This is a genomic window from Rhizobium leguminosarum (assembly GCF_019798305.1).
GTDB lineage: Bacteria > Pseudomonadota > Alphaproteobacteria > Rhizobiales > Rhizobiaceae > Rhizobium > Rhizobium leguminosarum_U.
This window is the reverse complement of record NZ_JAAXDD010000018.1, coordinates 20,671-34,496: the sequence shown is the minus strand read 5'-3', so window position 1 is coordinate 34,496 and position 13,826 is coordinate 20,671. Positions and strand designations below refer to the sequence as shown.

The following is a 13,826-nucleotide window of genomic DNA, read 5'->3' as shown; positions in this document are numbered from 1 at the left end:
TAATTTCAGAGCCGCGGCAGATAGGTGCGGTAGTCGAAATCCGAAACGGTGCGCAGATGCGCGAGCGCTTCCTTGCGCTTGGTGTCGCCGTAGAGCGCCTGATAACGCGCGCCGAAGATATCGGCGATGAAGGGCGAGGTGCGGAAGGTGTCGACGGCGCTCAGGAAATCATGCGTCAGCCGCGCCGTATTCGCAGGTATGTGCGAGGGCGTCGTCTCTTCGCCGGGGTCGAGTTCGCCGTCGAGACCGGTGAGCATGCCGCCGAGGATCGCCGCCAGCAGCAGATAGGGATTGGCGTCGGCGCCGGCGACGCGGTGTTCGATGCGAGCGGCCGGCCCATCCTTGTCAGGTATGCGGATCGCCGTGCCGCGATGGCCGCTGCCCCAGGTCAGATCGACAGGCGCGAACGAGCCGGGCTGGAAGCGCCGGTAGGAATTGGCGAAGGGGGCGAAGATCAGCTGCGCCGCGCGCATGGTGTCGAGCAGGCCTGATATCACCGATTTGATGAGCTTCGGCTCGCCGCCTTTGGCATCGAGGATGTTGCGGCCTTGCCCGTCGATGATGCTCGCATGTACATGCAGGCCGGAGCCGGCATGTTCGGAATAGGGCTTGGCCATGCAGGTCGATTTCAGCCCGTGGCGGCGCGCCGCCTGTTCGGCGATGCGCTTGAGATAAAGGCAATCGTCGGCGGCAGCCAGCGCGTCCGCGCGGTGCAGCAGGTTGACCTCGAACTGGCCCGGGCCGAACTCCGCCGTCATTGCGTCCGCCGGCAGGTCCTGCGCTCTCGCATAGGCCCTCAGCGTCTGCAAATAGCCGTCGAGCGCGTCGACGGCGCTCATGTCGTAGAGCTGGAAACCGTTCGGTTCGCCGCGATAGGTGAGGCTTTCGGGCGGGCAGGGGCGTCCGGTTTCGCGCCAGTCTCCCGACATCACGTAGAATTCCAGCTCGGTGGCGACGACGGGCGTCAGCCCGCGCGCCGCATAGCGCTCCAGCACCGAAGCGAGGATGGCGCGCGGATCCATGAAGCTCGGGCTGCCGTCGAATTCGTGCATGGTGGCGAGCACCTGCATCGAGCCCTCGGGCGCCCAGGGCATCGGCGCCAGGCTGCGCCGGTCGGGGACGACCCTGCCGTCAGGATCGCCGATCGTCAGCGACAGGCCGGTGATGTCGTCATTGTCGTCGCCCCAGATGTCGAGCGATTGCGTCGAGGTCGGCAGGCGGATATCTCCGGCCCAGACCTTGTCTTCGGCGCCGGGCAGAAGCTGCTTGCCGCGCAGGTCGCCGTTCATGCCGACGATCAGGATCTCGAAGCGCGGATCGCCGCCGTCGGCCTTGCCGTCCATCCTGTCGCTTGCCATGACCTTGAAATTCCTCCGGGACAAGGCCAAGCTCCTATCTCATCGACATCAGCCTTTCAATCCGCGAGGGTCTTTACCAATCATGCCCGATACTTACCCACCCTCGAACCTTGCCGCGATCGACGCCGCGCACCACCTGCATCCCTTCGCCGACATGAAGAAGCTGAATGCCGAGGGCGCGCGCATCATCCAGCGCGGCGAGGGCGTTTACATCTTCGACAATCACGGCAGGAAATATCTCGATGGCTTCGCCGGCCTCTGGTGCGTCAATATTGGCTATGGCCGCCGGGAGATCGCCGATGCCGCCACCAGGCAGATGAACGAGCTGCCCTATTACAACACCTTCTTCGGCACGACCTCGACGCCGGCGACGCTGTTGGCGCAGAAGGTCACATCCCATGCCGGCGAGCGTTTCAACCATATCTTCTTTACCGGCTCCGGCTCGGAGGCGAACGACACCTGGTTCCGCATGGCGCGCGTCTACTGGAGCGCCATCGGCAAACCGTCGAAGAAGATCGTCATATCGAGAAAGAACGGCTATCACGGTTCGACCGTCGCCGGCGCCAGCCTCGGCGGCATGAAATACATGCATGAGCAGGGCGACCTGCCGATCCCGGGCATCGTCCATATCGGCCAGCCCTATTGGTATGGAGATGGCGGCGATCTCTCACCCGCCGAATTCGGTCTCAAGGTTGCCCGCGAGCTCGAAGCGAAGATCGATGAACTCGGCGCGGAGAATGTTGCCGCCTTCGTCGCCGAGCCGGTGCAGGGCGCTGCCGGCGTCATCATCCCGCCCGAGACCTACTGGCCGGAGATCGACCGCATCTGCAAGGCGCGTAATATCCTGCTGGTGACCGACGAGGTGATCTGCGGTTTCGGCCGGCTGGGCGCCTGGTTCGGCCACCAGTATTTCGGCGTCGAACCCGATCTGGCGCCGATCGCCAAGGGGCTTTCCTCCGGCTACCTGCCGATCGGCGGCGTGCTCGTCAGCGACCGCATCGCCGATGTGCTGATCAACGATGTCGGCGACTTCAACCACGGCTTCACCTATTCCGGGCACCCGGTCTGCGCCGCCGCCGCACTCGAGAACCTGCGCATTATCGAGGAGGAAAGACTGGTCGAACGGGTGCGCGACGATATCGGCCCCTATTTCGGCAGGGCCTGGGCAGCGCTCGCCGAACATGATCTGGTCGGCGAGGCCGATAGTGTCGGCCTGATGGGCGGCCTGCAGCTCGCCGCCGAGAAGAGCACGCGGACCCGCTATGCCAAGCCCGATCAGGTCGGTGCGCTGGTGCGCAACCACGCGCTGGCGAACGGCCTCGTGCTGCGCGCCACCGGCGACCGCATGCTCGCCTCGCCGCCTCTCGTCATCAGCCACGCCGAGGTGGACGAGATGGCGAGGATTACCAGGCTGGCGCTGGATTTGGCCTGGAAGGAGCTGAAATCCTGATGCCGCTCAGCCCGGCTGGTTGACCCAGGCGTAGCCGAAACGGTAGCTGTCCTTGCCGCGTCCATAGACATAGGGCACGTCGATCACCGACGCCTGCGGTGCGGACACGCCGAGATTGGTCTGCAGCCATTGAGCCATGGCCGGTGGAAGCGCTTCGCTTCCTCCCTTCTGCGGGAGAAGCCACACCAGGAGAAGCGGTCGCCGGCTGGTAAGATCCGGGTTGAAGCCGGGATAATCCATGGAGAGGATCGGCACACCGGGAATATCCTGTCTGAGATTGCCGGCAAGCAGGCTGTCGCCGGCAAGAATCGCCGCCGGCTCGGCCTGTTTGCGCAATGTTTCCAGCATACCGGCATAGGGCCTGTTCAGCCGTTCGTAATGGCCGGTAAAGCGCGCAGTCGCGACGCTCCCGTAAAGGGCCGCCAGCACGCCGATCATGATCACGGCGAGGATGGGTTTAAAACGCCGGAACGCTCTGTCTGTCGTGACGCCTGCGGCCTCGATCTTCAGGCAGAAATAGAGCGGCAGGATGAAGAGCATCGGCACCAGCCAGCGATCCTTGATGCCGGCAGCACCGCCGAAGACAATCAGAAGCAGAATGCCGGCCAAGAAGACGAGCATCATCCGCTCGAGCAGCCGCGTCCATTCCGAACCGGCCGCCAGTGCCGGACGAAGGCTCTTGCCGAAGACGAGCGCAAACACCGCCACGGTCAATCCGGCAAAGCTGATGGTGGCGAGAGCCAGTGAACTGACGCCCATGGCGACCTGCGTGAGGTAGCTCGCATCGCCGCTCGCGGTCATCTTCTCCAGGGTGCGTGCGGTGGCGAAATCGAGATTGTCCTTCAGCCAGAAGAGATGCGGCAGGATGATGACGAGCGCCACTGCCGCCGTCAGCACCAGCCGCCAGTCGAAGATCCGCGGCCGCAGGCGCGCATCCGAAAGCGCGGCGATCAGGGCTGCCGCCGGCAGGATCGCAAAATTATATTTGGCAAGCAGGCCGAAACCGATGCCGATGCCGGCGATGAGATAGGAGCCAAGGCTTGGCTGCTTCAGGCTGCGAATGAAGCCGTAGAAGAAGATGCTGGCCGAGAAGAACACCGCGACCGTGTGCGTCAGGTCGCGCTGCATCTCGAAAGCCATCTGCGGGATGGTCAGCAGCCCGAGTGTGGCGATCGCCACCAGCGCCTTGTCGCGCAGCACGAGCCGCGCGGTCAGGCCATACAGCACGTAAGAGATGAAGAGCAGAAGGTTCTTCACGATAGAAAGGGCGGCAAGCGAGACGCCGGCAAACTGGAAGACGGTGTGTTGCAGCCAATTGTAGAAGGGCGGCTGCGGGCCGTAGCCAGCGGCAAGCCATTGCGAGCGGAAGGCCTGTTCGGCCTCGTCGAGATCGAGCGAGTGCGAGGTTGCGAGCCGCACGCCGACCTGAAGCGCGAAATAGGCCGCCAGCAGGACGAAAACCCAACTGATGTCGCGACGGTTGGTCTCGGTCATTCTATCTGGTCTCCGGCCGAACCCAGGCGTAGCCGAGCGCGAAATTATCGCCCTGGCGGCCGAAATAATAGGGAAGCGAGAGCGAGCCGATCTCCTGCAGCGCGATGCCGGCCGCCGTCAGCGCTGATGAAAACCGCTCCGGCATGACCGCATCCGCAGCCGTCGCCGTCTTCTTGCCGCGCCAGGCGATCAGCACCGGCCCCTTGGCCTCGGCATAGGCCGGAATGCCGGGTGTCGGAAAATCCGGAATCACCACCGGCACATCGGGAAATTGCAGCCGCATGTTTCCGCCGATATAGGTGTCGGAAGCGATCACCAGCGCCGGTTGCGCCTGTCGCGTCATCTCGCGCGAAAAACCCGCCATCGGCACATTCGGCCTGCTGTAGGTGCCGATCAGCCCGGCGCCGACGACACGAAAGCCGAGTGCGATCAGCACGCAGGCCATCAGCACCGGCGCGACCTGCCGGAATCGGCGCAATCCGGCGAAAAGGTCGAGCCCGGCCGCCTGCATCTTCGCCAGGAAATAGATCGGCAGCACCAGCAGGAACGGGTCGAGCCAGCGCTCGCGCACCGTCGTGGAGCCGGTGAACAACACGATCAGAACGATGCCGGCGAGGCTTGCGAGCATCATCCGCTCCATCATCCCAGTCCAGCGATTGCCCGCAGAAAGCGCCCGGACAAAATCCCGGCGGAAGGTGGCGGCGAAGATCACGACCGGCAGCGCCGCAAAGGCGATGATGGAGACGAGAAAGGCGAGAAGACCTTTGCCGATCCGCACGGCGCCGGCCGGTTCGCTGCCGGCGGCCATCTTGACCAGAGTGTCGGAGGAGGCGAATGCGAGATTGCCTTGCAGCCAGAGCGCGTGCGGCAGGACGATGACGAGCGCGACAGTGATCGCGGCCAGCATGCGCCAGTCGAGCGCCCTGCGCCGCCATTCGGCATCGGGCAGGATGGCGATCAAGGAGACGACAGGCATCAGCGCGAAGTTATATTTCGAGATCAGCCCGATGCCGGTCGCGAGCCCGAGCAGGAGATAGCTGCCGATATCCGGCCGGTCGAGCGTGCGGAAGAAGCCGTAGAGAAACAGCGAGCTGGCAAAGAGCAGCGCCGTCGTGTGGGTCAGGTCCTGCTGGGCCATGTAGGAGACCTGGGGCAGGGTGAGCAGCGCCAGCATGCCGACGGCAGCAAGCGCCTCGTTCTTCAGCGCGCGCCGTCCGGCGAGGCCATAGAAGAGATAGGATAGGAACAGCAGAATGTTCTTCGGAACGATCAGCGCGCCGATCGACATGCCCGTCACCGAAACGACGGCATATTGCATCCAGTTGTAGAAGGGCGGCTGCGGGCCGTAGCCTGCCAGCAGATATTGCGAGAAGAAAGACTGCTCGGCTTCATCGAGCTCCAGCGAATGCGGAAGCGCGATGCGCAGCGCGATGTTGAGCACGAAATAGGCGGCAAGCAGCAGGCCCGCGGTTCTGATCGTACTCGTCGCGCGCTCCAGCATCGTGCTGCCGGCTTAGGCTTGGCTTTGATCGTCGAAGATCTGCCGCACGATATAATTCGGAGAAGCGTCGTCGCGGTAATAGGTACGCGCGATCATTTCTGCCAGGATGCCGGTTGTGATCATCTGCACCGACGACAGCAGCAGCACGACGCCGACCATCAGCATCGGGCGCGTGCCGATATCGTTGCCCAAGATGAACTTGTCGAAGCCGAGATAGAGCAGGATCAGCATGGCGAGCGCGCCGAGGCCGAGACCGAGCGAACCGAAGAAATGCCCCGGCCGCGCCTTGTAGCGCATGAAGAACATCACCGACAGCAGATCGAGGATGACGCGAAAGGTGCGCGAGATGCCGTATTTCGAAACGCCGTGCTCGCGGGCATGGTGGGTGACGGCCATCTCGCCGATGCGCGAGCTCGGGACGACACCGGCGACCCAGGCGGGGATGAAGCGGTGCATTTCGCCCATCAGCTTTACCTGTCTGATGATCGAGGCACGGTAGATCTTCAGGCTGCAGCCGTAATCATGCAGCTTGACGCCCGTGATGCGGCCGATCAGGTAGTTGGCGCACCAGGAGGGGATCTTGCGCAGGAACAGACCGTCCTTGCGATTCTTGCGCCAGCCGACCAAGAGGTCGAGTTCACGCCGTTCCAGCTCGGAGACCATCGAGGGAATGTCCTTCGGGTCGTTCTGCAGGTCGCCGTCCATCGTCGCGATCAGACGGCCTCGGGCAGTATCAATGCCTGCCTGCATGGCGGCAGTCTGGCCAAAGTTGCGCTGGAGTTCGACGATCCTGAGCGCCAACCCCTCGCGTCCGACGTACTTGCGGGCATTTACGAGCGTCGCATCCGTGCTGCCGTCATCGACGAGGATCAGCTCCCAGGGATGGGCGTAGCTGAGCATCGCAGCCACGACACGCTCGACAAGCGGACCGACGCTTTCCTCTTCGTTGAAAATGGGTACGACCAGCGACAGCTCGAGCGATTGTACCGGATCATTCGTACCGCGAATGGGCTCTACCGTTGTCTGCAACTTCATCTCCAAAAGGCCGGACGGCCAAGCAAGCTTTACTGCTGCCGCCGCACTTGCGGAAGGCTACTACATGAAGTGTCGGCTGGTTGCCAGCGGCAATGGCGGTTTCCCGCAATCGGCTGTTCTGCCTGGGCGCTATTTGGCGCCGCCCTCCACCCAGGAGTAACCAATGGAGAAGCTGCGTTTGCCGTCACCGAAGAGATAGGGCAGCGTCAGCGTGTTCAACTGCTGCAGATGAATGCCCGATCTCACGAGATCGTTGGCGAAATCGGGGGAAATTGTCGGGTCATCTGCGGTATCGCCGCGCCAGATAACGAGCACCGGTCCCTTCGCGTCCGCATATTCAGGAACTCCGGGACCGGGGAAGAACGGGATCACGACGGGAACGTCGGGAAACTCCAGCCGCATGTTGCCGGCCACGAACTTGGTTCCCGCCACGATGAGAACCGGCTTGCGGGTCGCGGTCAATTCGGCCACGTAACCGGAAAAGGGAACGTTCGTTCTCGTATAAGTGCCGATGTATTGAATGCCGACGATCCGGAAAAGAAGGATCGACAGGATGACGACCATGAAGACCGGCACCACCGGCCGGAAGCGCGCAAGACCGGCGGAAAGATCGAGACCTGCGGTTTTCAATTTCAGGAACAGGTAGATCGGCAGGACGAGCAGGCATGGGTCGAGCCAGCGCTCGTGGATATCGCTCGCGCCGGCGAAGAGGACCACGCCGACGAAGGCGAGCAGGCTGACGACCATCATCCGCTCGATTACCCGGATCATCGGGCTGGAAGAGGAGAGCGCGCGAAAGAAGTCGCGCCGGAAGGCGGCCGCGATGACAACGATCGGCAATGCCACGAAGCCGAGGACGGCGATGATGAGAGATAACAGTCCTTGCCCGATGCGGGGGAGGCCGGCCGGGGCCAGGTGTTCGGCGGTCATCCGCTCCAGCGTCGGCGCAGAGGCGCTGACGAGATTGTCGGGCAGCCAGAGCGCATGCGGCAGCACGATCAGAATGGCAAGGACGGCCGCCGGCAGCAAACGCCAGTCGATGAGACGGTTGCGCCACTCCCGCTCCGGCAGCGCGGCGATCAGGGCGGCGGCCGGCAGGATGGCAAAATTATACTTCGAGATCAGGCCGATGCCGGTGGCGATGCCGATGATGAGATAGCTCCCGATCGTCGGCTGGCGCAGCGTGCGGAAAAAGCCGAAGAGGAAGAGCGACGTTGCAAACAGCAGCGCGACGGTATGCGTCAATTCGCGCTGCGCCATCAAACCGACCTGCGGCAGGGTAATCAGGCTCAGCATGGCGACGGCTGCGAGCGACCGGCTCTTCAGCACCTCGCGGGCAGCAAGCCCGTAGAAGAGATAGGAGCCGAAGAGAATGATGTTCTTGGGCACCGAGAGCACCCACATCGATATGCCGGTCACCGAAACGATGGCATATTGGATCCAGTTGTAGAAGGGCGGCTGCGAGCCGTAGCCGGCAAGCAGGTATTGCGAGTAAAAGGATTGCTCCGCCTCGTCGAGATCGAGCGTATGCGGCAAGGCGATGCGAAGCGCGATGTTCAGCAGGAAATAGCCTGCCAGAAAAATGCTTGCGCTCGTAATGCTTTTGGTAATCCGCTCCAACATCGTCTCCACGTCAAGCCTGCAAAGCGCCATCACGGCCGCTGGGATCGTCGGCGTGGAAGCGTGTCCGCCGCCGCCGCCATCAACTCCGCCGTTGTGCGCAACCTTCATTTCTCCTAAAAGGCCTGGCGACGGAACCGATGCCTATGACGACGCCAAGCGAGGAATGCCTACTACATGAAGAGTTCGATCGTTGAAAGCCGGCAATCCTGGTTTATGCGCAATCGCATGACCGTTCTGACGGTCGTCATCGTCGCAGCCTATGGCCTCTTCATCCAATGGTTCTGGGGTTGGCCCGTTATCATCAGGCAGTGGGCCGATGTCGGTGCCGGTCCGGTGATCGGTGCGCTCGTGGCTCTGACGAGCACCTATTTCCTGCGCACCTGGCGCATCTATGATTATTTTCCGAAGGAAACGGCTGGCCGGTTCGCGGTCCTCTTCCGCGTCACGCAGATCCACAATCTGCTGAACATCATGCTTCCCTTCCGCACCGGCGAGACCAGCTTTCCGCTGCTGATGCGCACCGAATTCGGCATTCCGCTGACGCGCGCAACCTCGGCGCTGTTCGTCATGCGGCTGCTCGACCTGCACGCCCTCCTGGCCGCCGCCGGCATCGGCTTCGCCGTCGCTTCAGCCGATGCCGCTGTCGCCTGGTCGCTCTGGACAGTCTTCCTGTTGCTGCCGGTCGCGGCTTTCGCCGCCCGCAAGCCGCTGCTGCGCCTTGCCGCCAGGCTGCTGCCGAACAAAGCGCAGAAATTCGTCGCCGAGATTGAAAACGGCCTGCCGCTCGATGCCATCGCCTTTGCGCGCGCCTGGGCTATGACCATCGTCAACTGGCTGGTGAAGGTGATGGTGCTGGCATGGGCACTTGGGCTGATGGGGGTGCTGCCAATCGCGGCAAGCTTCGGCGGCGCGCTTGGCGGCGAGCTCTCCTCGGTGCTGCCGATGCATGCGCCAGGCGGCGTCGGCACCTATCCGGCCGGCATCACTGCCGGCGCCATTGCCTTGGGCGCCTCGAGCGGGCGGCTGGCCTTGGCCGCGCTGGCGCAGGCGAGCGTCAATGCCCACCTGCTCATCATCGTCTCGGCCCTGACTGGAACCGCCATCTCGCTTCCCGTCGGCCGCCGCGGCAAGGCTAGGTCGTAAGCTCCAGAATGCGCTTGCGCAAAAAGACCTGTTCCGGCTCCTGTCGGCAGAATGTCAGCGCCGTCTCGTAAGCTTGAATCGCCTCGGCCCGGCGACCGAGCCGGCGCAGAAAATCCGCCCGCGCCGAATGGGCGAGGTGATAGGTCGTCAATTCCCCCTTGCCGAGAATGGCGTCGACAAGCGCCAGTCCTTTTCCCGGCCCCTCGGACATGGCGATTGCCACGGCGCGGTTGAGCTCGGCAATTGCTGAAGGGTGGGCGGCAATCAGCAGGTCGTAATAGAAGGCGATGCGCCGCCAGTCCGTTTCCTCGGTGCTGCCGGTCTTCACGTGTTCCGCCGCGATCGCCGCCTGGACCGTATAGACGCCGATATCAGGCGCGCGCATGGCGCTTGCGAGCAGCGAAAGCCCTTCTGAAATCTTGCTTCGGTCCCAGCGCGAGCGATCCTGATCGGCAAGCAGCACCAGCGCGCCATCGGCATCCTGCCGGGCAGCACGGCGCGACTCCTGCAGGAGCAGCAGTGACAGCAGGCCTGCGACATCCGGATGCGGCAGCAGGGTTGCCAGCAGCCGCGCTAGCCGGATCGCCTCGGCTGTCAGGTCGGCGCGGACGATCGTGTTGCCTGAGGATGCCGAATAGCCCTCGTTGAAGACGAGGTAGATGACGTGCAGCACCCGGTCGAGACGCTCCGGAAGCTCCGCCCCGACTGGTACTTCATAAGGGATATTCTCCGTCCTGATGCGGTTTTTGGCGCGCACGATGCGCTGCGCGACGGTCGGCGCCGGCACCAGGAAGGCATGGGCAATCTCTTCCGTGGTCAATCCGCAGACCTCGCGCAGCGCCATCGCGGTCTGTGCATCGGCAGCAAGAGCCGGATGGCAGCAGATGAAGATCAGCCGCAGCATGTCGTCCTCGATCGGTTCCATGTCGCCGATCTCCGCTTCTCTGCCATCAGGATAAAGGCCGTCTTCGATATGCTGCAGCGAGGCGTTGAAGCGCGCCCGCCGCCTGAGGTGGTCGATCGCCTTGAAGCGGCCGGTCGAAACCAGCCAGGCGACGGGATTGTTGGGCATGCCGTCAACCGGCCATGTCCGCGCCGCCGCCGCAAAAGCATCGTGCAGCGCTTCCTCTGCCCGGTCGAAATCGCCGAGCAGGCGGATCAGCGTCGCCAGAACCCGGCGCGAATGTTGTCGGTAGATATTCTCGATCACCTGTCTCAAGGGCCGACCCTCACTGCGGCAGGGTGAGCAGTCTCACCGGGCGCAATTCGATCGACCCGACCCGGACGCTCGGAATGCCCGCAACGACCTCGCGTGCATCTTCCAGATCGGCCGCCTCGATGATGTAGATGCCGGCCAGATGTTCCTTGGTCTCGATATAGGGGCCGTCGGTCGAAGACAGAGTGCCATCGCGCACCCTCAACACAGAGGCACAGTCAGGACCTTCCAATGCATCGGAATGGATCATGATGCCTTTGCGCTGAAGTTCCACGTCATACTGGAAATGCGCCCTGACGAGCTCGTCGCCCTCGGCCTGGCTGAGTGTGCCGTCCGTATCGGCGGAATTATAGATGAGGCAGACGAAGCGCATGGCTATCTCCCATCCTTGATCGAATAGGCGGGCCGGATTTCGATCGATGCATATTTGAGGATCGGGAAGGTGGAAATGATCGCCTTCGCTTCCTCCATATCCCTGGCATCGATCACAACGAAGCCGCCGAGATGCTCCTTGATTTCGGCGAAAGGACCGTCCGTCGCGGCAATGGTGCCATTGCGAACCCTGAGCGTCACGGCCTGCTCCGGCTCGTAGAGCGCCAGCGCGCTCAACATATGGCCGCTTTCGCGCCAGCTGTCGTCGCTGACGATGCATTCTTGGGTGACGGTCTCCCATTCCTCTGGAGTAACCCGCTTGCTCTTTTCGGTATCGAACCAGATCTGGCCCAGAAACTTCATGGCGTCACCTCCTCAGCCGAATTCATGGATGGGGCGAACCTCGATCGCGCCAAGCTTTGCCAGCGGAATGCCGGCCGCAACACGGATCGCGTCATTGAGGTCCTTGGCGTCGATCAAAATGAAGCCGCCAAGCGCCTCCTTCGTCTCGATAAAGGGACCGTCGGTGACCGACATCTCGCCACCGCGCACACGAACCGTGACCGCCGATTGCGGCGACTGCAGCGCCTGGGCAACGATCATATGACCGCTGTCGGCAAGATCGCGGTCGTAGGCGAGGGAATCCCGGCCGAGCTTGTTCTTCTCTTCCTGCGACATGGCCGACAGCACTGTGCCGTCGAACCAGACCTGGCAAAGATATTTCATTCCTTGTCCTCCGTACTGTGCTTTCACAGCCCTTTGACGAACAGCCTAGGCGCTTTTCGACAGGGAAGAAAAAAATCTTTTCGTCGATCGCAATGTCGAAAGGCCGAGGCAGCGCTCGACAAAGCTTCGTCTGACAACATCGAGGAGATGGAGCAATGAGCATGTTTGAAATCGGAATAGCGCATCTGATCGTCACACGTGGCGCGTGCACGATGCCGCCGGTTGAGAATGCAGAGGTGATAAAAGTGCTGGTGAGGACTGTGATCGTGCTGGCGGCGTTTGCCGGCCTGATCGAAGCGCTGCAGCTTGCCGCAAGCGCTTGAGAACAGTGCGCGGCCAGGCGGACAAGGCCGGGCCGCGCCTGATATCTTATTGGAAGGCCGTTTCGAAGAAGCTGCGCAGCTTGCGTGAATGCAGCGCTTCCTTCGGCATGGCGGCAAGCTTCTGGACGGCGCGGATGCCGATCTGCAGGTGCTGGTTGACCTGCGTGCGGTAGAAGGCCGTTGCCATGCCCGGCAGCTTCAGTTCGCCGTGCAACGGCTTGTCGGAGACGCAGAGCAGCGTGCCATAGGGCACGCGGAAGCGAAAACCGTTGGCGGCGATCGTCGCCGATTCCATGTCGAGCGCGATTGCGCGCGCCTGGGAAAGCCGCTTCACCGGCCCGCGCTGGTCGCGCAGTTCCCAGTTGCGGTTGTCGATCGTGCCGACGGTGCCGGTGCGCATGATGCGCTTCAGCTCGAAACCCTCATAGCCGGTGATTTCGGCAACGGCGGCTTCGAGCGCCACCTGCACTTCGGCCAGCGCCGGGATCGGCACCCAGACCGGCAGGTCGTCGTCGAGAACATGGTCCTCGCGCATATAGGCATGGGCGAGAACATAATCGCCGAGCCGCTGGCTGTTGCGAAGACCGGCGCAGTGGCCGAGCATCAGCCAGGCATGCGGGCGCAGTACGGCGACGTGGTCGGTGATCGTCTTGGCGTTGGAGGGGCCGACGCCGATATTGATCATGGTGATCCCGGCATGGCCCTTCTTCTTCAGATGGTAGGCCGGCATTTGCGGCAGGCGGGTGAGGGTGGCGTCCGTCTCCGGCGCGTTCGAGCCGGGAAGGGTGACGACATTGCCGGGTTCGACGAAGGCGGTATAGCCGTCACCGCCCTCCGCCATCAGCTTGCGCGCCCAGCTGCAGAACTCGTCGATATAGAACTGGTAGTTCGTAAACAGCACGAAATTCTGGAAATGCTCGGCATGTGTCGCCGTATAATGCGACAATCGGGCGAGCGAATAGTCGATACGTTGCGCGGTGAACGGCGCGAGCGGCGAGGGCTCTCCCGGCGGTGGGATATATTCGCCGTTGGCGATCTCGTCGTCGGTGGTGTTGAGATCGGGCGTGTCGAAGATATCGCGCATCGGAACGTCGACGAATGCTGTCGTCGATGCTTCCACATGCGCACCCTCGCCGAAGGCGAAGTGCAGGGGGATCGGCGTCGCCGATTCCGAAACGATGACGGGAACATTGTGGCTCTTCATCAAAAGCGCCAGCTGCTCCTTCAGATAGTGCTTGAAGAGCTTCGGCCGGGTGACGGTCGTCGTATAGATGCCGGGTGCCGTGACATGGCCGTAGGAAAGGCGGGAATCGACATGACCGAAGCTTGTCGTCTCGATGCTGACCTGCGGATAAAAAGCGCGGTAGCGCGAGGAGATCGGAGCACCCTGTGCAAGTTCGGTGAAGCTCTCGATCAGGAACGCCGTATTGCGCTCGTAAAGCGCCGTCAGCGTCTCGACCGCCTTGGCGGGATCATCGAAACTCTCAGGCTGGAAAGGTGGTGGAGAGGATATGTCGAGGGGCGACAAGGGGGAGATTCGTTTGTTCATGACGCATTATAGAGAGTTGTTTTTGACAAGCAAACG

13 protein-coding genes are annotated in these 13,826 nt (G+C 62.5%); 3 read left to right on the top strand and 10 right to left on the bottom strand.

Features of this window, described 5'->3' with window-relative positions:
• Window positions 1-5: 5 nt before the first annotated feature.
• On the bottom strand, window positions 6-1,358 hold the full coding sequence (locus tag HFO99_RS27780) for a glutamine synthetase family protein (protein WP_222364872.1): 1,353 nt from the start codon (window positions 1,356-1,358) through the stop codon (window positions 6-8).
• Window positions 1,359-1,440: 82 nt separating this feature from the next.
• Here HFO99_RS27780 and HFO99_RS27775 point away from each other — a divergent pair, with 82 nt between their 5' ends.
• Complete coding sequence (locus HFO99_RS27775; protein ID WP_222364870.1) at window positions 1,441-2,808, top strand: aspartate aminotransferase family protein; 1,368 nt, start codon at window positions 1,441-1,443, stop codon at window positions 2,806-2,808.
• A 6-nt stretch (window positions 2,809-2,814) separates the two neighbouring features.
• On the opposite strand, the gene HFO99_RS27770 is transcribed toward HFO99_RS27775, so the two are convergent.
• The 4 genes from HFO99_RS27770 to HFO99_RS27755 all read right to left on the bottom strand — a co-directional run bounded on the left by HFO99_RS27770 (window position 2,815) and on the right by HFO99_RS27755 (window position 8,461).
• Entirely contained in the window at window positions 2,815-4,302 is a 1,488-nt protein-coding gene (locus tag HFO99_RS27770) for an ArnT family glycosyltransferase (RefSeq protein WP_222332866.1), read from the bottom strand.
• A gap of 1 nt (window position 4,303) precedes the next feature.
• Window positions 4,304-5,803, bottom strand: coding sequence for a glycosyltransferase family 39 protein (locus HFO99_RS27765; RefSeq protein ID WP_222364868.1), 1,500 nt, complete (start codon window positions 5,801-5,803; stop codon window positions 4,304-4,306).
• 12 nt (window positions 5,804-5,815) lie between these two features.
• Window positions 5,816-6,832: a glycosyltransferase family 2 protein gene (locus tag HFO99_RS27760; protein ID WP_222252732.1), complete on the bottom strand. Its 1,017-nt coding sequence runs from the start codon at window positions 6,830-6,832 to the stop codon at window positions 5,816-5,818.
• Window positions 6,833-6,967: 135 nt separating this feature from the next.
• Complete coding sequence (locus tag HFO99_RS27755) at window positions 6,968-8,461, bottom strand: ArnT family glycosyltransferase (protein ID WP_222365012.1); 1,494 nt, start codon at window positions 8,459-8,461, stop codon at window positions 6,968-6,970.
• A 174-nt stretch (window positions 8,462-8,635) separates the two neighbouring features.
• Between HFO99_RS27755 and HFO99_RS27750 the strand changes: the two genes are divergently transcribed.
• Window positions 8,636-9,604 (top strand): lysylphosphatidylglycerol synthase domain-containing protein, encoded by a 969-nt coding sequence (locus tag HFO99_RS27750; RefSeq protein ID WP_222364866.1) that lies wholly within the window; start codon window positions 8,636-8,638, stop codon window positions 9,602-9,604.
• Here HFO99_RS27750 and HFO99_RS27745 read toward each other — a convergent pair.
• The 4 genes from HFO99_RS27745 to HFO99_RS27730 are packed head-to-tail and all read right to left on the bottom strand — an operon-like array spanning window position 9,594 to window position 11,918.
• A complete protein-coding gene (locus HFO99_RS27745; protein WP_222364864.1) occupies window positions 9,594-10,823 on the bottom strand; it encodes an RNA polymerase sigma factor in 1,230 nt (409 codons plus the stop codon). The genes HFO99_RS27750 and HFO99_RS27745 overlap by 11 nt on opposite strands.
• A gap of 10 nt (window positions 10,824-10,833) precedes the next feature.
• Window positions 10,834-11,193 carry a YciI family protein gene (locus HFO99_RS27740; protein WP_222364862.1) on the bottom strand — a complete coding sequence of 120 codons (360 nt, stop codon included), beginning with the start codon at window positions 11,191-11,193 and terminating at the stop codon, window positions 10,834-10,836.
• A 2-nt stretch (window positions 11,194-11,195) separates the two neighbouring features.
• Complete coding sequence (locus tag HFO99_RS27735) at window positions 11,196-11,555, bottom strand: YciI family protein (RefSeq protein ID WP_222310320.1); 360 nt, start codon at window positions 11,553-11,555, stop codon at window positions 11,196-11,198.
• Window positions 11,556-11,567: 12 nt separating this feature from the next.
• Entirely contained in the window at window positions 11,568-11,918 is a 351-nt protein-coding gene (locus HFO99_RS27730) for a YciI family protein (protein ID WP_222364860.1), read from the bottom strand.
• 155 nt (window positions 11,919-12,073) lie between these two features.
• On the opposite strand from HFO99_RS27730, the gene HFO99_RS27725 reads away from it, so the two are divergent.
• On the top strand, window positions 12,074-12,241 hold the full coding sequence (locus HFO99_RS27725) for a hypothetical protein (protein ID WP_222364858.1): 168 nt from the start codon (window positions 12,074-12,076) through the stop codon (window positions 12,239-12,241).
• Between the two features lie 46 nt (window positions 12,242-12,287).
• Here the strand turns inward: HFO99_RS27725 and amn are convergent, their stop codons facing one another.
• The gene (gene amn, locus HFO99_RS27720; protein ID WP_064250282.1) at window positions 12,288-13,790 is read right to left on the bottom strand and encodes an AMP nucleosidase; all 1,503 of its coding nucleotides are present in this window, start codon (window positions 13,788-13,790) and stop codon (window positions 12,288-12,290) included.
• Window positions 13,791-13,826: the final 36 nt, after the last annotated feature.

Bases quoted from the DNA above. Each gene is read 5' to 3' on its own strand.
- HFO99_RS27780 (WP_222364872.1), bottom strand. From the start codon at position 1,358: ATGGCAAGCGACAGGATGGACGGCAAGGCCGACGGCGGCGATCCGCGC.
- HFO99_RS27775 (WP_222364870.1), top strand. From the start codon at position 1,441: ATGCCCGATACTTACCCACCCTCGAACCTTGCCGCGATCGACGCCGCG.
- HFO99_RS27770 (WP_222332866.1), bottom strand. From the start codon at position 4,302: ATGACCGAGACCAACCGTCGCGACATCAGTTGGGTTTTCGTCCTGCTG.
- HFO99_RS27765 (WP_222364868.1), bottom strand. From the start codon at position 5,803: ATGCTGGAGCGCGCGACGAGTACGATCAGAACCGCGGGCCTGCTGCTT.
- HFO99_RS27755 (WP_222365012.1), bottom strand. From the start codon at position 8,461: ATGTTGGAGCGGATTACCAAAAGCATTACGAGCGCAAGCATTTTTCTG.
- HFO99_RS27750 (WP_222364866.1), top strand. From the start codon at position 8,636: ATGAAGAGTTCGATCGTTGAAAGCCGGCAATCCTGGTTTATGCGCAAT.
- HFO99_RS27740 (WP_222364862.1), bottom strand. From the start codon at position 11,193: ATGCGCTTCGTCTGCCTCATCTATAATTCCGCCGATACGGACGGCACA.
- HFO99_RS27735 (WP_222310320.1), bottom strand. From the start codon at position 11,555: ATGAAGTTTCTGGGCCAGATCTGGTTCGATACCGAAAAGAGCAAGCGG.
- HFO99_RS27730 (WP_222364860.1), bottom strand. From the start codon at position 11,918: ATGAAATATCTTTGCCAGGTCTGGTTCGACGGCACAGTGCTGTCGGCC.
- HFO99_RS27725 (WP_222364858.1), top strand. From the start codon at position 12,074: ATGAGCATGTTTGAAATCGGAATAGCGCATCTGATCGTCACACGTGGC.
- amn (WP_064250282.1), bottom strand. From the start codon at position 13,790: ATGAACAAACGAATCTCCCCCTTGTCGCCCCTCGACATATCCTCTCCA.